The 20,559-nt window shown below is 42.4% G+C and carries 11 protein-coding genes; 7 read left to right on the top strand and 4 right to left on the bottom strand.

What is annotated here, in order from left to right:
- Window positions 1-33: 33 nt before the first annotated feature.
- Window positions 34-2,595, bottom strand: coding sequence for a hypothetical protein (locus DW173_RS15320; protein ID WP_074638160.1), 2,562 nt, complete (start codon window positions 2,593-2,595; stop codon window positions 34-36).
- A gap of 9 nt (window positions 2,596-2,604) precedes the next feature.
- A complete protein-coding gene (locus DW173_RS15325; RefSeq protein ID WP_087318146.1) occupies window positions 2,605-4,389 on the bottom strand; it encodes a glycoside hydrolase family 2 protein in 1,785 nt (594 codons plus the stop codon).
- Between the two features lie 301 nt (window positions 4,390-4,690).
- On the opposite strand from DW173_RS15325, the gene DW173_RS15335 reads away from it, so the two are divergent.
- The 5 genes from DW173_RS15335 to DW173_RS15355 all read left to right on the top strand — a co-directional run bounded on the left by DW173_RS15335 (window position 4,691) and on the right by DW173_RS15355 (window position 12,606).
- Window positions 4,691-6,283 carry an arylsulfatase gene (locus DW173_RS15335; protein WP_192918818.1) on the top strand — a complete coding sequence of 531 codons (1,593 nt, stop codon included), beginning with the start codon at window positions 4,691-4,693 and terminating at the stop codon, window positions 6,281-6,283.
- A gap of 18 nt (window positions 6,284-6,301) precedes the next feature.
- Window positions 6,302-7,672, top strand: coding sequence for a sulfatase (locus tag DW173_RS15340; protein WP_120144704.1), 1,371 nt, complete (start codon window positions 6,302-6,304; stop codon window positions 7,670-7,672).
- 55 nt (window positions 7,673-7,727) lie between these two features.
- Complete coding sequence (locus DW173_RS15345; RefSeq protein WP_008024198.1) at window positions 7,728-9,104, top strand: arylsulfatase B; 1,377 nt, start codon at window positions 7,728-7,730, stop codon at window positions 9,102-9,104.
- A 34-nt stretch (window positions 9,105-9,138) separates the two neighbouring features.
- Window positions 9,139-10,518, top strand: coding sequence for a sulfatase (locus DW173_RS15350; protein ID WP_120144705.1), 1,380 nt, complete (start codon window positions 9,139-9,141; stop codon window positions 10,516-10,518).
- Between the two features lie 561 nt (window positions 10,519-11,079).
- Window positions 11,080-12,606, top strand: a complete 1,527-nt coding sequence (locus tag DW173_RS15355; RefSeq protein WP_008024201.1) for a sulfatase-like hydrolase/transferase — start codon at window positions 11,080-11,082, stop codon at window positions 12,604-12,606.
- A 102-nt stretch (window positions 12,607-12,708) separates the two neighbouring features.
- Here DW173_RS15355 and DW173_RS15360 read toward each other — a convergent pair whose 3' ends face one another.
- Both DW173_RS15360 and DW173_RS15365 read right to left on the bottom strand, forming a co-directional pair.
- Window positions 12,709-14,265, bottom strand: coding sequence for a sulfatase (locus DW173_RS15360; RefSeq protein WP_049701680.1), 1,557 nt, complete (start codon window positions 14,263-14,265; stop codon window positions 12,709-12,711).
- A gap of 131 nt (window positions 14,266-14,396) precedes the next feature.
- A complete protein-coding gene (locus DW173_RS15365; RefSeq protein WP_120144725.1) occupies window positions 14,397-16,211 on the bottom strand; it encodes a glycoside hydrolase family 2 protein in 1,815 nt (604 codons plus the stop codon).
- Between the two features lie 416 nt (window positions 16,212-16,627).
- Between DW173_RS15365 and DW173_RS15370 the strand changes: the two genes are divergently transcribed.
- Window positions 16,628-18,184, top strand: a complete 1,557-nt coding sequence (locus tag DW173_RS15370) for a DUF6377 domain-containing protein (protein WP_233562188.1) — start codon at window positions 16,628-16,630, stop codon at window positions 18,182-18,184.
- Window positions 18,185-18,399: 215 nt separating this feature from the next.
- Window positions 18,400-20,475 (top strand): glycosyl hydrolase 115 family protein, encoded by a 2,076-nt coding sequence (locus DW173_RS15375; protein WP_120144707.1) that lies wholly within the window; start codon window positions 18,400-18,402, stop codon window positions 20,473-20,475.
- Window positions 20,476-20,559: the final 84 nt, after the last annotated feature.

The following is a 20,559-nucleotide window of genomic DNA, read 5'->3' on the forward strand; positions in this document are numbered from 1 at the left end:
GTTCGTATACTTACTCTTTTGTAGTAAGGAATATTATTCTATTTGTCCAATGGTAGAATACCTCATACTTCCTATCTGTCCATCTTTTCCCAGCGTTTCCGCTTGAATAATCAATGGAGTGGAATATTGATTATTATAGCATTCAATCACCGCTTTTCCATTTTCATCAGCTTGTACGGATGGATTCCAGTATAACGTCCGTCTTTTATCAACTTTGTCCATATACAGTTCCTTGGTCGGGTAGGCAGGAGAATAATATTCCAAAGGACGGGTATATCCCTGGATAACGGTTTGTCGGGTACCAAGTACGGCACTCTGACTTTTATTCAACACATCGCGTCTGGGTAGGGGAATCAGGTAGAAAACACTATATTTATCCAGTTTGCTTATATCGACTCCCGTGCTATCGGTCACCTCGGACATCTTTGTATTTTGGATAATGTCGTCATCGATACCTCCAGTGCCTTTGCTAATAATGATAGAGGCCAATCCATCCACCTCGGTCAACATCATTTGAGTTTCTGTTTCGGACAAAATGTGATTATCCATAATATAGCAGATCGGTTTCTGCCGATAAGTAAGCTTGTCATTGCTACGATCCCAATCGAATTGCGGACTCAACTTTTCCATTAATTCCGGAATAGTTGTGACAATCTTCCCATTGTCACGTAATAAATCTACAGAACGGCGTACGTCGTAATAAGCGTCGATGCTTTTCTCATTGATTTTAGTAGCCATATTACTTCCTTGCCGGCGTTTACTTTTTATTTCCACCTCATCCAATACATAAAGTCCTTCTACCTTTCGGATAGAATCCATGTATAGAGAATCAAAACTCTCGGCTTTCTGTTGCCAGTAGGCCAAGTCTTTCCATTCTGGATGAAGCTCCTTGTAGCCGTAAGCCCGCGGAGCGGGGGAGAAATTACGGTCGATCAGGATAGAAGCATCCTTATTACGTTCTTTACCGACTTTCCGGGTTTGGATCACTGCCTCCGTCGTTCCTTCAAAATCTTCCACCGGAATGCTGAAACGGCCGTTTTCATCGGTCACGGTTCCTCCGGTTATGAATTGATCGTCCTTCTTTACGATCACGCTAAGCGCAATATCTTTCAGTTTATTTTTGAGAATGGTTGATTTCACCTGCCCGTTCAGTGCTAATTGTGTTTCCGGCAATTGAAGCGGAGTGAAAGGAGCGGTAGAGATGGCTTGGCTCATGTCGTATTTACGCCATCCGTGCACCATCAATAAAACATCCAGTTCGGTTTGCTTCCGCGGAGACGGAGACGCAAAGTAATAACCGGGTTGATGGATATATCCTTTTAAATCGGAGGTTAATAGCAGGTCAGTGAAAATATTGTTGTCATACTCCAAATAATCCGACCGGACACCATCCCGGATGCTGACCGACAATTCTCCGGACACAGGTTCCCCCTTAGCATTCTTTATTTGCAATTCACAACGGATGGGAGCGTAGGGAGCATACACCTCTTTCAATTTTTTTGTCGATATTTGCAGGGGAGCACGCGGATTGGCAAAGACAAAACGTTCGCACAATGTATTGCCTGCCCGGTTGATGAGGCTGACTTGCAGTACGCCTGCCGGTAGCTTACGGGTGGGTAGAATAAACTCCTGCGGAGCATCCGACCGGCAACTAATCAATTGATGAACATACGGGCGTCCCTGATGACTGATAAATACAGCCAGTGTATCTTGAGGAGTAGCGGCATTACAGAAAACTCTCACCAAAAGGGCACCGGCATTACTGACAGTGCTCAAAACATACCCGTTAGGCAATGCCTGTGGAAGGGTAAATTCATATTTCTTTCCTTGAAAATCGACTTTAGCAATCGCAGGTTGAGCTGAAGGCGTATATTCAAAACGCCCCATTCCATCGTGCAAAGTCTCGAAAGAAGTGATTTCTGCCCCTTCTTTGGTATAGATCGTTCCCGATAATTCGATATTCCCTTCATTTTTACTCTCCGCCTTGAAAGCCACTTGCGAAGTCACCCCCTCCACTAATTGTCCTCCTTCAGGGAAAAAGCGTACATTTAACTTCTCCTCTGTTTCCGACGGACGGTTCTCCATCGACGAACTAAGTTCGTAAGTCGTGATACTACGTTCCAGCTTATCACTATTTGTCAGTTGATAAATAGGAAAAGTGCGCGAAAAGTACTGTGGTTCATTAAAAGCAAGCATCCAGCGGGTATAGGCACGTACCTCGTAATAGCCGGATAACATGGAAGGGGGAAGAATGAATTGTCCGTTTCCTTCTCCCTGTGTCAGTTTGATGATTTGTTTATCTGCTATATGCCCTGTCTGGTCTACCAACTCTACATATAGAGGACGACTGATCTGACTGAAAGTCTGTTGTTCAGCAAGAGTGACATAAGCCTTGAACCAGATCGTATCTCCGACGTAATAACTCGTATTGTCAAAATGCAAATACGCCTTCTCCCGTGGAAAGTTGTTGGCAAATGTTTGTGCCTGGTTCATGTATTGTTGGAATACAACCTTGGCGGGAGGTACTTCTCCTGACACATACGCGGTCAGGAGATTACATACAATGAGTATCAGTATGAATAGTTTGTTCTTCATGATAGCTTACTATTTTATCTTTTTCGGTCTGCTTGGAATCTTTTCGAAGATAGTCTTAATACGCTGCATATCCAGCTTGGGACGTCGGTCATAATAATAAATTCCATTTTTCTCTAAATCAATGTCGGTCAATTGCGTGTAGCAAAATCCTGTAACGTCCGGTGAGGAAGCTATTGTCTGTATCAACCCTTCCAGCCGTTCGTAGAATCCTTCTTCGTTGGTGAGCATACCTCCATACCCCCATGAGTTATCCCGTTTGGTAGATTCTGTCCAAAGTATACCTCCGAATTCTCCGATGAAAAAAGGCTGGTTGTTGTAAAATGCCATTCTGTTGTTAGGCTTCAAGTGCTGTGCAAAACGCATGGCATCAGATTCGTAGTTTCGGATGCTCCATATATCACTCATGAAATGCACATCTCCTGCAATACCGTTCACAGGACGTGAAGGGTCTATGGCTTTGGTCAGTTGATAGGTACCGATGCACAGGCGCATCATTGTACCCGTCAGGAGGGTTAATGCGTCTTCAAGCGGCTGATTGAAGGGAACCCAGGTGATGATTGACGGGTGGTTGCGATCCCGTGTGATAACTTCTGCCCATTCGCTAAGGAAGTTGCGTGATGCTACTTCGTTCTTGATATTCATCCCCCAGTTGGGAGATTCTCCCCAAGTTATAAATCCCAATTTGTCGGCCCAGTAATGGAATCTTTCTTCAAATACCTTCTGATGAAGACGTGCTCCGTTGAATCCGGCAGCTTTGCTTAATAGAATATCATTTTTCAGAGCTTCGTCGTTTGGAGCAGTCCAGAGTCCATCCGGATAATATCCCTGATTTAAGACGAGGCGTTGAAAGTAAGGTTCATTGTTTAAATAGATCATTCCATCTGCCGTATGCACCTTACGCATACCTATATAAGATTTTACCTCATCTACGGTTTCTCCGGTCGGACTTTTGATACTGTAGACAATATCATAAAGGTGTGGATCTTCGGGACTCCAGAGTTTCATGTTTTTAATGGGAAGGATGACAGGAGTTCCGTTGTTACATTTTACAGTTTTTTGAACCACCTTTTTCTGATTGTCATACAAGGTGATTTGAAGCGTCCTATCATTGGATGCCTGATAAAATTCGGGTGTGATGATTAACTGCTCTTCATCAATATCCGGAGTGGTTACGGCTGATTTCAGACCATAGTGAGAAACAGCTTCCATCCATACGGTTTGCCAAATACCTGTGACACGGGAGTAGAAACATCCATAAGGAGATATCCGGGTAGATTGCTTACCGATAGTTTGAAGCCCTGAACGGGCATCATCCGTGACATAAACAACTAGGTTGTGCTTTTGTCCCGCTTTGACGGCAGGAGTTACATCCATTGAAAAAGAAGAACTTCCTCCATAATGACTGCCTACATAATGCCCGTCAATGAAGACTTCTGCATAATAATCGACCGCTCCGAAGTGCAGTATGATTTTCTTTCCCTCCCAGTCGGAAGGTATGGATATGGGACGTTGGTACCACATCTGATTGATAAAATCGGTATAATTCACTCCTGACAGTTTACTTTCAGGACAGAAAGGGACGGTAATCGTATTACTGAATTGCTTGGCTATTGTCAACCGCCGGCTTTTCCCCGAATTGGAGAAGTCGAACTCGTATGTCCATTCACCGTTGAGATTAATCCATTCGGATCTTTCAAATTGAGGTCTTGGATATTCCGGACGAGGAATATCATTGGCTGCGTTTAATGTAAAGGATAACAATAAGCCGGCCAAAATCAGATGTGCCTTTTTCATTATTTATTTTTTTTGTTTTGCGTTTTGTGCGCAAAGTGTATTAGTTTATACAAAGATAGGACATTTGACATACAAAAGAGGAAACATATTGTTCAATAAAAGAAAAAAGCTGTTCATTCTAAAAAACATTGGTGGTAACATTGAATCAAATGTTGAAAATAGAAGGGAACTATTGTCTTTTAAATAGGGAATTTTCTTTTCGGGTATCACATATACCTGATTTTGTTCTTTATTGATTAGCATTTTTCCTTCCTTTTCCATAAACTTCTCTACTTTTGTTTTCCAGATAATTGATAATACTATGGTAAAGAAGAATTTCTTAATGACTGCCCCCTTACTGATGGCATCGTTTTGTTCGGCACAAGAGAAGCCGAATGTCGTACTGATTATGGTAGATGATATGGGTTATTCCGATATCGGCTGCTACGGTGGAGAAATACTGACCCCTAATATTGATGCGTTGGCATCCAAAGGAGTACGTTTCACACAATTCTACAACACTTCACGTTCTTGCCCTGCCCGGGCCAGTTTAATGACAGGGCTATATCAACATCAGGCAGGTATCGGTCAGATGTCCGAAGACCCGTTTAAAAATCCCGGCCAGAAGAGTCCGAATGATTGGGGAGTGCCGGGATACAAAGGATTCCTCAACCGCAATTGTGTCACAATAGCCGAAGTTCTGAAAGAAGGCGGCTACCATACCTATATGGCAGGTAAATGGCATCTGGGAATGCATGGAGAAGAAAAGTGGCCCTTGCAACGGGGATTTGAACGCTTCTACGGAATTTTGGCAGGAGCTTGCAGTTATCTCCGTCCATCGGGAGGACGCGGCTTAACCCTTGACAATACAAAACTTCCGGAGCCGGAAGCACCTTATTATACAACAGATGCATTTACCGATTACGCAATCCGCTTTGTTGATGAGCAGAAAGACGACAAACCTTTCTTCCTATATCTGGCATTCAACGCTCCTCACTGGCCGTTGCAGGCAAAAGAAGAAGATATTCAAAAATTCACGAAGATCTATCGTGAGAAAGGGTGGGATGAAATTCGTGAAGCAAGACGCAAACGGATGACTAAGTTGGGAATTATTGATCCGAATACAGAGTTCGCCGAATGGGAGAACCGGAAGTGGGACGAACTGACAGAGAAGGAAAAAGATGAAGTAGCCTACCGGATGGCCGTTTATGCAGCGCAGGTGCATTGTGTAGATTATAATGTAGGAAAACTGCTGGACTACCTGAAGAAGAATCGTAAGTTGGATAACACGCTTGTCATGTTCTTGTCCGACAACGGTGCTTGTGCCGAGCCATACGCTGAATTGGGAGGCGGGAAAGTGTCTGAAATCAACAATCCGGCTTGTAGCGTGTTCCCTTCTTACGGAAGAGCATGGGCACAGGTTTCCAATACTCCGTTCCGTAAATACAAATGCCGTTCTTATGAAGGAGGTATTTCTACCCCTCTCATCGTGTCGTGGAAAAGCAATCTGAAGAATAAGAAAGGTGAATGGTGCCGTGTTCCCGGTTATCTGCCGGACATTATGCCGACCATCCTGGAAGCAACAGGAGTCGCCTATCCGGAAACTTATCACGGCGGAAACAAAATATATCCATTGGTAGGCAGTAGCCTTTTCCCTGCTATTCAAAAGAAAGCAGACTCTATCCATGAATATATGTATTGGGAACATCAGAACAATAGAGCGATCCGCTGGGGAAACTGGAAAGCAATCCGCGACGAAAAAGGAAAAGAGTGGGAATTGTACGATGTGGTTAAAGACCGTACCGAACGTAACAATCTGGCAGAACAGCACCCTGAAGTGCTTACCAAGTTAGTTGCCGAATGGGAGAAATGGGCGAATTCAAACTTTGTATTACCGAAACATCCGAAGAAATAAATAAAGGAGGAACACAAAATGAATAAATTACTAGTAAGTGCATCCGTAGCCTTGGGAGCTACCAGCCTGTCTTTCGCCCAACAAACGGAAAAACCGAACTTCCTATTGTTCATAGCCGACGATTGTTCTTATTATGACTTGGGCTGTTATGGTAGTGTTGATTCGAAGACTCCGAATATCGACCACTTTGCCACACAGGGAGTACGCTTCACACAAGCCTATCAGGCCGTTCCGATGTCGTCGCCTACCCGGCACAATCTATATACCGGTTTGTGGCCTGTACGCAGCGGAGCTTACCCCAATCATACTTGTGCCAATGAAGGAACATTGAGCGTTGTACATCATCTGCAACCGTTGGGTTATAAAGTCGCATTGATCGGAAAATCGCATATTGCCCCGAAATCAGTATTTCCTTTCGACCTTTATGTACCTCCTTTGAAAGGTGGGGACTTGAATTTTGAAGCAATTCAGAAATTTATTTCCGATTGCAAGGCGAAAGGCGAACCTTTCTGTCTGTTTGTAGCCTCCAATCAACCGCATACTCCCTGGAATAAAGGCGATGCCTCTCAATTTAATGCGGACAAACTGACACTGCCTCCTATGTATGTAGATATTCCCCAGACTCGCGAGTTGTTTACCCATTATCTGGCAGAGATCAATTATATGGATCAGGAATTTGGCAACGTCCTTTCTATTTTAGATAAGGAAAAAATGACGGATAAATCTGTTGTCGTATATTTGAGTGAACAAGGCAACAGCCTGCCTTTTGCCAAATGGACTTGTTATGATGCGGGGGTACACTCTGCCTGTATCGTTCGTTGGCCGGGAGTGGTTAAGCCGGGAAGCGTAAGTGACGCATTGGTGGAATATGTAGATATTGTCCCAACTTTTGTCGACATAATAGGAGGAAAGCCGCAGGCAAAAGTAGATGGCGAAAGCTTTAAACCGGTATTGACAGGCAAGAAGAAAGCACACAAGAAATATTCTTTCTCCCTTCAGACCACGAGAGGCATCAATGCCGGATCGCCTTATTATGGCATCCGTTCGGTATACGACGGCCGATACAGATATATTGTCAATCTCACCCCGGAAGCTACTTTCCAGAATGTTGAAACAAAATCTCCTTTGTTTAAGGAGTGGCAAAGTCTGGCAGAAACGGATAGTCATGCAAAAGCGATGACGACTAAATACCAGCATCGTCCGGCTATCGAATTGTATGATGTGAAGAACGACCCGTATTGTATGAAAAATCTGGCGGAGGACGCGAAACAAGCTTCTACCATCAGCCGCTTGGATAAAGAGTTGAAACGCTGGATGAAGGATTGTGGAGACGAAGGACAACCTACCGAGATGCGTGCCTTCGAACACATGCCGGGAAAGAGAAAATGAACCGTCACACATCAAAACGAATAAAACACAGAATGTTATTTATAAATCGTATATCATGAAAAAAGAATTTTTTGGTTTGCTTTGTGGATGTACTCTGCTTCCGGCATTTCTTCATGCGCAGACAGAGCGTCCTAATATTGTGATTGTATTGGCCGACGATTTGGGTTGGGGAGATGTAGGATTTCATGGTAGTGAAATCAAGACTCCCTGTCTGGATGCTCTGGTAGGCGAAGGAGTGGAACTCGAACGCTTTTACACTTCTCCCATCAGTACGCCCACCCGTGCGGGACTGATGACGGGACGTTACCCGAACCGATTTGGTGTCCGTTCGGCTGTTATTCCGCCCTGGCGTGAGGACGGACTGGATGAGAATGAAGAAACGATGGCCGATATGCTGGCACGTAACGGATATAAGAACAGAGCTATTATTGGTAAATGGCATTTGGGGCATACCAAGAAAGTGCATTATCCGATGAATAGGGGCTTTTCGCATTTCTATGGTCATCTGAACGGTGCGATAGATTATTTCGATCTGACGCGTGAAGGTGAACTGGACTGGCATAACGACTGGGAAACCTGCCACGACAAAGGATATTCTACCGAATTGATAACCAAAGAAGCCATCCGCTGTATCGATGCATACGAGAAAGAAGGTCCGTTTATGTTGTATGTGGCCTATAACGCACCTCATACACCTTTGCAGGCACAGGAAAAAGATATAAAACTCTATACTGACAATTTCGACAGCCTGACACCGAAAGAACAGAAAAAAGCGACTTACAGTGCAATGGTTTCCTGTATGGACAGGGGAATCGGTGCTATTGTAGATGCCTTGAAGAAGAAAGGAATTATGGACAACACTTTCTTTATCTTCTTTAGTGATAACGGCACTGCCGGTGTTCCGGGATCTTCATCAGGACCTTTGCGTGGACATAAATTCGACGAGTGGGATGGAGGGGTACATGCACCGGCTGTTCTTTATTGGAAGAAAGCAGAGAAACAATATAAGAACTTGAGCTCACAAGTGACGGGTTTTGTTGACCTTGTTCCCACATTGAAAGATTTGGTAGGAGATCACAGCCGTCCGAAACGTGAATATGACGGTATCAGCATCCTCCCTGTATTAAACGGTAAAAAGACCTGTATCGACCGCGATTTTTATCTGGGACACGGAGCAGTAGTCAATAAAGACTATAAGCTGATAAGAAAAGGTATGAAACCGGGACTGGATTTGAAACAGGACTTCCTGGTTGATTATAAAACGGATCCTTACGAAAAGAAAAATGCCAGCGCAGGAAACGAGAAAATTGTGAAAGCTTTGTATGAGGTTGCCCTGAAATATGACACGATCACTCCTTGTATACCGGAAGTACCTTACGGTAAAGGTCGTGACGGATTCAAAGCTCCTAAAGAATGGAAAGTAGTACGTTGAATCTGTTAACCCTATGAATTGAAAATAATACAAGATGGAAAAATCAATGATTAGTTTATGCCTCTTAGGCGGATTGGCGATAGGAAACGGGTTTGCCCAAACTCCTTCAAAGCCTAATATATTATTAATCATAGCCGATGACTGCTCCTATTACGATATAGGCTGTTTCGGAGCGGTCAACAACAAGACTCCCCATATAGATGCATTGGCTCGACAGGGGATAAAATTCAACAGTGCGTATAATTCTGTTTCGATGAGTACGCCTACCCGGCATTGTGTTTATACAGGTATGTATCCGATGCATCATGGCGGTTACGCCAACCATAGCTCGGTCAATGCCGATGTAAAATCTCTTCCCACTTATCTGGGAAATCTGGGTTATCGGGTTGGATTGGCCGGGAAGTGGCATATCAAACCTTTGGCTAACTTCCCGTTCGAAGATGTACCGGGATTCCCCAAAGGATGTACAAGCCCAAACACTGACTATCATACCAAAGGTATCGAGAAGTTTATGGAACGTGATGCTTCCCAACCTTTCTGCCTTGTCTTGGCATCTATTAATTCGCACGCTCCCTGGACGGGTGGTGACGCTTCCGTTTTCGACCGGAAGAAACTTCAGTTGCCGCCACAGTTTATCGACACGGAAGTAACACGTGAATACTATGCCAGATATTTGGCAGAAGTCGGCTTGCTCGATCAACAGGTGGGTGACGCTATGCAGATTCTGAAAGAAAAGAATCTGCTGCAGAACACTCTTGTCATTTTCATATCCGAGCAGGGTACGCAATTTGCCGGAGCCAAATGGACCAATTGGAGTGCCGGTGTCAAGTCGGCGATGGTGGCTTCCTGGCCGGGTGTCATTAAACCCGGTACGGAGACTTCCGCTATTGTGCAATATGAAGACCTTCTTCCTACATTTATCGATGTTGCAGGCGGAAAGGTGCCTGACGTAATAGATGGAAAGAGTCTGGTAGATGTATTTCAAGGGAAAACAAAGACACACCATAAGTATGCTTATCATGTTCACAACAATGTTCCGGAAGGTCCGGCATATCCAATCCGTTCTATTTCAGACGGACGCTATCGTCTAATCTGGAACTTGACTCCGAAGGAAACATACGTAGAAAAGCATATTGAAAAGGCAGAATGGTATCTCTCGTGGAAAGCACAGGACACGGAACAGGCACATAAAATCATGAATCGCTATAAGAATCGTCCCGAGTTCGAACTATATGATATCAAGAAAGATCCGTTCGAAATGAATAATCTGGCGGATGTGAAGAAATATAGTAAGAAGAAGGCAGAACTGACGATGGAACTGCAAAAATGGATGAAACAGCAAAATGATACCGGAGCTGATAAAGACCGGCCGCGTGCTCCTAAGAATAAGCAGAAGAAAGCAGCCAATGTATAATATTCGTAATGCTACCGCTTGTTGCTCTCTGAAAGAGATTTATCTTTTTTATTTCTCATTTCTCATAAAATCTAGATAATTAGCTTATAATCAGTAATATATAGTATGAGAAATGCTTTCTATACAGGCATTTCTCATGCTTTTTACAGATATTTTAACGAAAAAACGGCTATTTCTCATTCGTTTTTCAATGATTTCTCATACATCTGCCCTGTATTCATCCTGCATTTCTCATACATTTCTCATGATGATTGCATAGACGATGGTTGCTGATCTTATTTACATTGAAAACAGATGAAAGGTACTTATCATTCAAACAACCCTATGCCGGCATGTTTTTCATTCGTTATCGTCCAGTTATTGATAGAGCATCTCAATCGTTCCACTAGAGTGACGAGGGTTGTTCACTAGAGTGCATAGATTCGTTCACTGGAGTGAAAAGACTTGTCTACTGGAGTGGAACGATTGAGATGTCAGTCAGATAATCCGGGCATGTCGGTTGGAAAACATGAAGAGATAGGTTATATCATACATAAACTATAGCTTTAATACATTCAATATATGAATAAACTAATCACAATCTCCTCTGCACTTCTTACAGCTGCTGCTGTAAAAGCGCAAACGCCCAATATTGTATTTATATTGGCGGATGATTTGGGTTATGGAGACATCTCGGCCTTTAATCCCGAATCTAAAATCCATACTCCTAACATTGACAAACTGGCCGAGCACGGGATTGCCTTTACGGATGCCCATGCTTCTTCCGCTTTATCCACTCCTTCCAGATATTCTCTTCTGACCGGAAGATATCCGTGGCGAACTAAGCTGAAACGAGGTGGTCTTGATGGCGATTCGCCTGCAATGATTGATCCTGAACGTTGCACAATCGCGCAAATGTTTTCTGCCAATGGATATAATACTGCTTGTATTGGCAAATGGCATTTGGGCTGGAGTTGGGGATATACAGGAAATGGCAGAAGCATGAAAGATATAGATTTCTCGCTTCCGATCAAAAACGGACCTACCGACAGAGGATTTAATTACTATTTCGGCATACCGGCATCATTGGATATTTCTCCTTATGTATATGTAGAGAATGATGAAGTGACCTCCATCCCCGATCATGTGATAGAACCCCAAAAGAAGAATCTGGCTTTACTGATGCACGGAGGATTGGCAGGGGCCGATTTCAAGCCGGAAGAATGTTTTCCCAACATCATTCGTCATAGCCTGAACTACATCAATGAGCAGAAAGACAGCAAGAAACCATTCTTTTTATATTTGCCTATTACTGCTCCTCACACCCCTATATTGCCTTCGAAAGAGTTTCAGGGCAAAACCAGTATCGGTCCTTATGGCGATTTCGTAGTCATGATAGACGACATGGTGCGCCAAATCGTAAAAACATTGAAGAAGAACAAGCAACTGGATAATACCATCATTGTCTTTGCTTCGGATAATGGGTGTGCCGGTTATATCGGAGTGAAAGATATGGAAAAGAAAGGACATTTTCCTAGTTACATCTACAGAGGCTACAAAAGCGATATTTACGAAGGCGGACACAGAATTCCCCTTATTGTCTCCTGGAAAGGAAAATATGGGAAAGAGACAAACAACTCTCTAGTCTCATTGATAGACTTTTATGCCACTTTTGCCCAAATGCTTAACCACAATTTGGAGACAGAAGAAGCTGTTGACAGTTACAGTATGTGGCCGATATTGAGTAAGAAAGGTGCTTCTGCACGTAAAGACCTGGTGCACGAAGCGGGAGAGGGGTATTTGTCTTTGCGTACTTCCCAACTGAAATTGGTGTTCTACGGAGGTTCGGGTGGCTTTTCCTATCCTGTCAAACCTTCTGATGTGGCGAAGTTCCCTCCGATGCAATTGTTTGATATCGTGAAAGATCCTTCGGAAAAAGAAAACATTATCGGTGATAAGCGTTACGAAAATGAGGTGAAAGAAATGAAACGGGCTATGAAGCAATATGTAGAGAATGGCCGTTCTACTCCTGGTGAAAAAGTATCGAATGATACGAAGAATAGTTGGAATCAGGTAAAGATCTTCATGCAGGAAGAGGAGGGAATATAATATACTGTATACTTTTTTACTAGTAGGCATGGATTACACGGATCTTACGGAAAGAGAATAAACTTGTCCCTATTAATCCGTGTAATTCGTGCCTGAATGATGTTAGTCAGTGAGCAAAGGTGCTGGGAAGGTACGCATTGCTCCACTCAAACGCGGATAAGTTTCCCAGATGTCATCTTGAGTCGGATCATCTAAGTAGCGTGTATCTTTGGTCTTTTTAAGTAATTTGTCCATTTCTTTACGTAGATTATTTAGCTTTTCAGTGCATTTACCATTTCCAACTAAATTATGAAGGCAACCGGGATCGGTAGATACATTATACAATTCTTCATAAGGTCGTTTCCCTGCTGCTTTCAGAAAATAAGGATATATTTCTCTGTCATCTCTGTTGCTGACAATGAAGTCCCATGCCGGACATTGGTCTATGTCGTAATAAGCACTATGCATTGCTTCTAGTTTCCCTTTTTTATCAATAGCGCAAGGGTCACCTGCAGGCCATCTCTCCGGACGGAAGTTTCTGATATAAAGAAAATCTTTTGTTCTTAATGCACGGCTCGGATATCCCCAATTATTATATCGCGCAGAAGCATGACGTTCTCTTCCTGCAAAAACCATCGTTCTTCCTGTGTCTTTTCTCTTTTTCTGAAGATAGGGTAGTAGACTGATACCTATCATTTGCCCTTTATTTGGTATACCGACTGCATCAAGGATCGTTGGGGCCAGATCGACACCACTTACAAATTCATCGCTGATACCTCCTTCGTTAATCTTACCTATCCAGCATATAGCCATTGGAATATGGATACCATATTCAAAACAAGTTGCTTTGGCTGCGGGGAAAGGCATTCCATTGTCTGCCATGACAATAATCAGGGTATTCTCTAATTCGCCCTCTTCTTTCAATGTGTCAAGGATACGGGATAATTGGCTGTCATACCATTCTATTTCCGTTCCATAGTCTAATAAATCTCCTTTTATGGCCTCCTTATCGGGAAGAAAAGAAGGAACTTTTGCATCGGCCAGTTTTCTATTGGCTTTTTTCCAGCTATTCTTTTCATAAGGACGATGCGGCTCACGTGAACCGACCCAGAAATAGAAAGGCTGTTTCTCCTTTCTGGCGTGGAGAAATTCTTTAAAGTTTTGATAATAATCGGTATTGGACACTCCTTTGAAAGGAGGTTGAATGTGTCTTTTATTGTATTCCGGACCTGCAGGGTTATGCTTTCGTCCCGATATTTTCCAGTCGCCGGGGCCCCATCCTTTCCCTGTGCAGCCAACATGATAACCTGCTTCCGCCAAAATATCAGGAAAGCATTTATATTCGGCAGGGAAGGAGGAAGCATGAGTGCCTGCTTCTGCTATTTGCCAGGGATAAAGTCCGGTTAAGATAGAAGCTCGCGAAGGGCTGCTTCCAGGAGAAGTAACGAACGCATTGTTGAATAACCAGCCGTTACGGGCTACAAAATCAAATGCCGGTGTTTTAGCTATGGGTGAACCATAGGCCGATGCGTGCGGGTAAGACTGGTCGTCAGAAATGACAAATAGTATGTTGGGTCTGTTGGTTTCGGCTGCATTGAGTGACGGAATTACTAAGGGACCGACTAAGGTGGATAAGAAGATATGCTTGCTGTTCATAAAAATCTCCTTTAAATGAAACATTGCTCTCTGACTGATGACAATGGGAGAGCTTTCTTATTATAAATGAAAATACAGCACCTCGAATTTAAAAATTCAAAGGTGCTGTCTTGATATTCAACAAGGAAAAGAGTATTTATTTAATTTGCTATTTCCTATTTATTCAGAGAGTTACAGATCTGTTGGTTGATTTCTCTGACTTTAGCTTCATTCATCTTGATAACTTTACGGTCATAAGTCATCAGACCGTTGATTTCACCTTCTACGTCTGTTGTCTGGGTATATACGGCAGCAGAGAATCCTTTCTGGATCAATTCCAACAGATGTTTGCCATACTTAATGTATTCGTTCGTTACTTCGTCCGATGTATTGAACTTCACATAACCCCAGTTTTTCTTGTCATTCACCCAAGTGTTTCCTTCTACTACCAAGCCGATACCTCCATATTCACCCAATACGGTAGCGCGTCTCGGATCGTAAAGGAACATGTTCGGGCCCGGATAGTGGTGAAGGTCGAGAATATCGCCACAAGTATAGTGATTACCACCACTGGCAGGATTCACTAGGCGGCTAGGATCGTATTCTTTAGTCCATGCTACGATTTCCGGAGTCTTGAATTGTCCCCATGCTTCATTGAAAGGAACCCATACGGCGATACTCGGATAAGAATACAGACAGTCGATGATTTCTCTCCACTCTTTGCGGTAGTTAGCTTCAGAAGCAGCAGAACGAATCACTTCCGTACCGTTGAAATAGTTGCGTGCCTGCCACTGTGGGCTAGGACCACCGTTCGGCATATCTTGCCATACAATCAATCCTAATTGGTCGCAATGAGTGTACCAGCGTGCAGGTTCTACTTTGACGTGCTTACGTACCATGTTGTAGCCGAAGTCTTTCGTCTTCTTCAAGTCATAAACCAATGCTTCATCTGTCGGTGCAGTATACAAACCGTCAGGCCACCATCCCTGGTCGAGCGGACCGAACTGGAAATAGTCTTTGTTGTTCAATTGCAGGCGAGTGATACCATTCTGACCTTTGCGGATAGAATATTTACGCATAGCCGTATAACTCTTTACCTGGTCTATTGCTTTTCCGTCCTTATACAGAGTCACTTCCATGTTGTAGAGGAAAGGAGAGTCCGGAGACCACAGTTTAGCATTAGCCGGCATTGCCAGTTCAACAGGTACTCCGTTCAACGCTGCGCCTTTGGCTACAAGGTTCTTGCCATCGAATACTTTTACTTCCACTTTGTCTGCTGAAGTTGTATTAGCGGCAACTTCTACCTTAACAGAATTATTGTCAATATCAGGAGTAGTTTTCAGATTAGTGATGTATTGTGTTGCTACCGGTTCCAACCACACTGTTTGCCAGATACCTGTAACCGGAGTGTACCAAATGCCATGAGGATTTGCTATTTGCTTTCCTCTGGGTTGTTCACCACGATCTGAAGGGTCCCATACTTTTACTACCAAGTCATTATTTCCTTTATTAAGTACAGAAGTAATATCGAAATAGAAAGGAGTAAATCCGCCTGTGTGTTCGCCTACTTTTACATCATTCACCCAAACTTCTGCTTTCCAGTCTACCGCACCGAAATGCAACAGGATTTGTTTACCACGCCAGGCAGAAGGAACGTCGAAAGTACGTTGGTACCACAGTTCTTCTTTCTCGTTTATCATTTTGCCTACGCCTGATAAAGACGATTCTACGGCAAAAGGAACAAGAATATCGCCTTGGTAAGCAGCAGGTGCAGGAGTACCTTTGGGAGTGATTGCATATTTCCAAAGCCCGTTCAAGTTTTTCCAGTCACTACGTTCCATGATAGGACGCGGATATTCCGGCAATACGTTTTTAGGGTCAAGCTGTTCTCCCCACGATGTTTTGATTTTGTCACCGGCAGGTTTCCATTGAGCAAAAGTCGAACTGCATAAAGCCAATGCAAGTAGCATTGTTAGAAAATTCTTTTTCATGTTCATGGTATAAAAATATAGTTAGTTATTAGATATAAATTCTATTAAAAGGATATTGCAAAGAAAGGGGAATTAAAAGAGAATAAAGGAAATTTGCCGTTCAAAAAACAATAAATTCTCTTCTTTTTGATCAAATTAAAGAGTTTTTGGTGCTATAAAAGGGGAATTGACTGATTTTTATTCTTTATTGAACCGTTATTTTTATATGATATTGGAAATAATGTACACCTTTGTAATGTAATATCAGGATACAAAAATATAATAGTCTTAAAAGTTTCTTTTATATGAGATTTTATATATTTTTGTATGACCGATGATTGTTAATCTATTCTTATTTGATATTTATGCAGGAACATAGACAAAAATACGTTTGGGACTTTTGGATAATATTCTTTATTATTATTTCTATATTTTATATGGGTTGTACAAGTGGAAAGCCATTTCAATATAGGGAGGATGTTGCTAAGCAGATGTCACTCGCTTTGCAGCAGAAAGATGTGTATTGCCGGGAGAAACTGAATCATATAGACTCTATCCGGAATTTCTTGAATACCAACATAAAAAGGATGACAGATGAAGAAAAGTTTCAAGTCAATGCAAACTTATATAATGAATTTAAACTATATTCTTTTGATTCTGCCTTTCATTATGCTACCCAGTTGTGCAGGATAGCTAGTGTCATAGACAGTTCTGCATATATGGTAAGTGCCAAAACGCGGTTGGGATATATTTTGGCACGCGGAGGACTTTTTAAGGAGTCTCTCGATTCACTATCTTCCATTCAAATAGAAAAAGATGCATTACCTGCTAAAGTGTTGGCAGACTATTACATTAGCTTCGGACGTGTATATCACGATTTGGCGGATTATACAAAAGACGATGTGTTCTCATCCAGATATAACCAATTGGGAAATGAACTTTTGACGGAAAGCCTGCCTTACCTTTCCGATTCATCGACGGTCTGTTATGTAAAAGGAAAGATCGCTCTGAAAGAAAACAAATTGGAGAGAGCCAAACAGCTTTATCAACAAGCCCTGAACCTTTGTGATACAACTGATTCGGAAACACTTTCCATCCTTCTGTCCACAATGGCATATATCAATCGTAATTTGGAACTGGATGATGAAGCTATCCACTATTATGTGAAGGCGGCTGTGAATGACATTCGTAGTGCTACTAAAGAATCGGTATCCATGAGAGGGTTGGCAACCATGCTATATTATCATAAAAATGATGTGAATCTAGCATCTGAATATATCAATGAAGCATTTGAAGATGCAGCCTTTTACGGAACGCGTCATAGAATAAATGTCATCGGAACCTTATTGCCTGTTTTTGTTGGGGAAAAACTTGATATAGAGCAGGTGAAGCGACAGACTTTTCAGGATAGTTTTATCTTGACTTCTGTTTTTGCAATCGTATTGGTGATAGCTATCATTTATATCCTGGTGCAGATGAAACGTCTCCGCCGCTCCCGTCAATTATTAGAAAGGCTGAATCTGAAATTGTCGGAAGCGAACCGGATTAAAAACTCATATATAGGGCACTATCTGGATGCTACTTTTAAATTGGTGAATCAGCTTGATAATTTTGTATTGGTCGGTCAGCAAAAATTGGAAAATAAGCAGTATGATTCTCTCTATACGATGATTCATCATTTGAATTCGGATTTTAACAGGAAAAGTGCTTTTGCTGATTTTGACAGAACGTTCCTGTCTTTGTTTCCGACGTTTGTGGAGAACTTCAATTCATTACTTCAACCGGATGATAAATTTATTCTGGAGAATAAAGATGCATTAAATTCTACCTTGCGCATTTTTGCCTTGATCCGGTTGGGAATTACAGAATCCGAACAGATTTCAGAGATCTTGGGATATTCTGTAAATACGGTCTATAACTATCGGGTTCGGACTCGCAACAAAGCGGTCGATCCTGCGAGTTTTGAAAAAGGTGTCCAAAAAATAGGTCTTTAGGGTTATATAAGCGGGTATAAATCCCTATATTTTTGCCCTGAACGTATTTTGCTAAATATTTGAATGATAGTGGAGTAGACCTTTTGAAATCCTATATTTTTATTATATAGCAGGTATACCTCCTCTTTTCTCGGTAAGTAATTCCTATTTTTGCCTATGCTTCGATTGGCGAAGAGTACAAAATGGCTTAAATCAAAAAAAGAACCGTGAAAAGTATGGAGAACTACAGCAGATTATTTTTATTACATCTGATTGCTTTATTTTTTATTTCTATCCCCTCTTTAGCAGTAGGCACTGATTCCTCTTTAAAGCTGGAAAAGGGAAATTTCAGGATCCAATTATCCGAGAATGAAGTGGAACCCGTAAAATTGGCGGCAAAAACTTTATGCAAGGATTTTGAGAAGGTGATGCGTTACAAACCTGAAATCTGTCAGACTACTGGTGATACACAGGATATTGATATTGTTATTATCAATGAGGCAGTGGGCAGTCCTTTGCTTCAATCACGATTTATTCGCCCTTTGGATGGCTTTGAATCTCATAGAGTATATTGCAGTCCGGATGAAAAACGTATTTATCTTCATGGAAAGGATATGCGTGGGGCTATTTATGCCATTTATACCTTTAGTGAGTTATTTCTTGAAGTACCTCCATTGTGGTATTTTTCTTCTTGGGAACCACCATATAAGAAACAGGTGGAGATGCAATCCGATTTTGATTATTTTAAAAAGTCCCCTCAAGTCCGGTATCGTGCCTGGTTTCCTAATGATACGGACTTGTTCACACCTTGGCGGCGATTATCGAAGGAGAATGATGAACTGTGGCTGGAGACAATGCTTCGATTGAAACTTAATACGGTGGAATTGGAAGCAACAGTCACATATCCTGATTACAAGCTAAATAGGCAGGCCGCTTTATTACGTAAATATGGTCTTGTACTGACCTCGCATCACCACGTAGCTTGTAATAATAATCTGATGAATTGGGCCGGATACTGGCGGAAAGTACGTGGCATTGAACCGCCGGAGCTACTTTTGTCAAATGAAAAAGCGTTGATTGAGTTTTGGGAGTATAGCATCGAAACGGTGTGCCGTAACAAACAGGAGAATCTGTGGCAGATTGCTTTCCGTGGTGTAAACGACCAACCTTTCTGGGCGGCTTTCTCTGATGCGCCGACAGATGATAAGGAACGTGCAGAGGTGATTAACCGTATGATACGTATCCAGTTGGCTATGATAAAAAAAGCGACCGGTGAGGAAGATCCTTTCGTTCGTATGACTTTTTATGATGAACTTTCTGACTTGTTGGCTAAAGGGTATCTGCAACCTCCAACAGGTAAGAATATGCTTTGGACGTTTGTAGCAGGACGGCGAGATCACTATCCTTACGATGATTTGGTTGCGTTTGACACGACGAAGCAAGTAAAACTGGGGTATTATATGAATCTCCAATTTACATCGACCGGTGCTCACTTGGCTCCTGCGGAAGGTCCCTGGAAGATGGAAGCGAACTATCGCTATGTAAATACTCGCGGTCCGCTAACTTTTTCGGTGGTTAATGCCGGCAACTTGAGGGAGTTTGTGATGGAGATGTCCGCCAATGCCCGTATGATGTGGAATATGCAGACCTATAACACTAACTCGTTCCTGCTTGATTTTTGTACCCAATATTTTGGAAAGAAACATGCTGCAGAAGCTGCCAAGCTTTATCATGACTATTACTATGCTTATTGGCAACAGAAACCTTCGGAATTTCCGGGAATGGAACGGCAGTTTGTTTTTCAAGACTTGCGCTACTCCCGTGTTTTCGACCAGATAGGTAAGCGTTTTAATGACTTCTCTCCTAATCCTCTGTATGACATTGGATTTGAACGGGTTCCCGGACGTTCGTTCCGTATTGATGGTGATAATCAGGTTGATTCTTTGATTGCAGGGATGGAAAAGACGGCTGTACGTTTTGAGGAAGTTTCGCGTCGTTGTGAAACTCTTCTGAAACGCCTTCCGAAGCAAGATCAACGTTTCTTCAGAGATAATATGGCTGCTCCCTGCCATTACATGGCGGCATTGAGTCGTTCACTGTATCATTTTGTTTCTGCTTATAAAGAAAAGGAACATAGTAAACGAACTGAAAATCTGGATATTGCTATCCGGCAACTGGAGGAAGCACGCGATATGCTATATGCCACCCAAGAAGGGGTGTTCTCAACTTGGTATGCCGGCGATTCGGCAGATGGCAAATTTAATATTCCAGCCAAGCTCAAACTATTAAGAGAATTGCGTAACAAAATATAATAAGGCGAATCTGTATCTAATTCTTTTTCCTTGGAAAATGACATGATGAGGTCATTGATTGAATAATAATATTTTAACATGCGA

Origin of the sequence: Bacteroides sp. AM16-13, assembly GCF_003602705.1 — a bacterium.
GTDB classification, from domain to species: domain Bacteria; phylum Bacteroidota; class Bacteroidia; order Bacteroidales; family Bacteroidaceae; genus Bacteroides; species Bacteroides xylanisolvens.

Coding starts and splice junctions, on each gene's coding strand:
- DW173_RS15320 (WP_074638160.1), bottom strand. CDS start 2,595: ATGAAGAACAAACTATTCATACTGATACTCATTGTATGTAATCTCCTG.
- DW173_RS15325 (WP_087318146.1), bottom strand. CDS start 4,389: ATGAAAAAGGCACATCTGATTTTGGCCGGCTTATTGTTATCCTTTACA.
- DW173_RS15335 (WP_192918818.1), top strand. CDS start 4,691: ATGGTAAAGAAGAATTTCTTAATGACTGCCCCCTTACTGATGGCATCG.
- DW173_RS15340 (WP_120144704.1), top strand. CDS start 6,302: ATGAATAAATTACTAGTAAGTGCATCCGTAGCCTTGGGAGCTACCAGC.
- DW173_RS15345 (WP_008024198.1), top strand. CDS start 7,728: ATGAAAAAAGAATTTTTTGGTTTGCTTTGTGGATGTACTCTGCTTCCG.
- DW173_RS15350 (WP_120144705.1), top strand. CDS start 9,139: ATGGAAAAATCAATGATTAGTTTATGCCTCTTAGGCGGATTGGCGATA.
- DW173_RS15355 (WP_008024201.1), top strand. CDS start 11,080: ATGAATAAACTAATCACAATCTCCTCTGCACTTCTTACAGCTGCTGCT.
- DW173_RS15360 (WP_049701680.1), bottom strand. CDS start 14,265: ATGTTTCATTTAAAGGAGATTTTTATGAACAGCAAGCATATCTTCTTA.
- DW173_RS15365 (WP_120144725.1), bottom strand. CDS start 16,211: ATGAAAAAGAATTTTCTAACAATGCTACTTGCATTGGCTTTATGCAGT.
- DW173_RS15370 (WP_233562188.1), top strand. CDS start 16,628: ATGGGTTGTACAAGTGGAAAGCCATTTCAATATAGGGAGGATGTTGCT.
- DW173_RS15375 (WP_120144707.1), top strand. CDS start 18,400: ATGGAGAACTACAGCAGATTATTTTTATTACATCTGATTGCTTTATTT.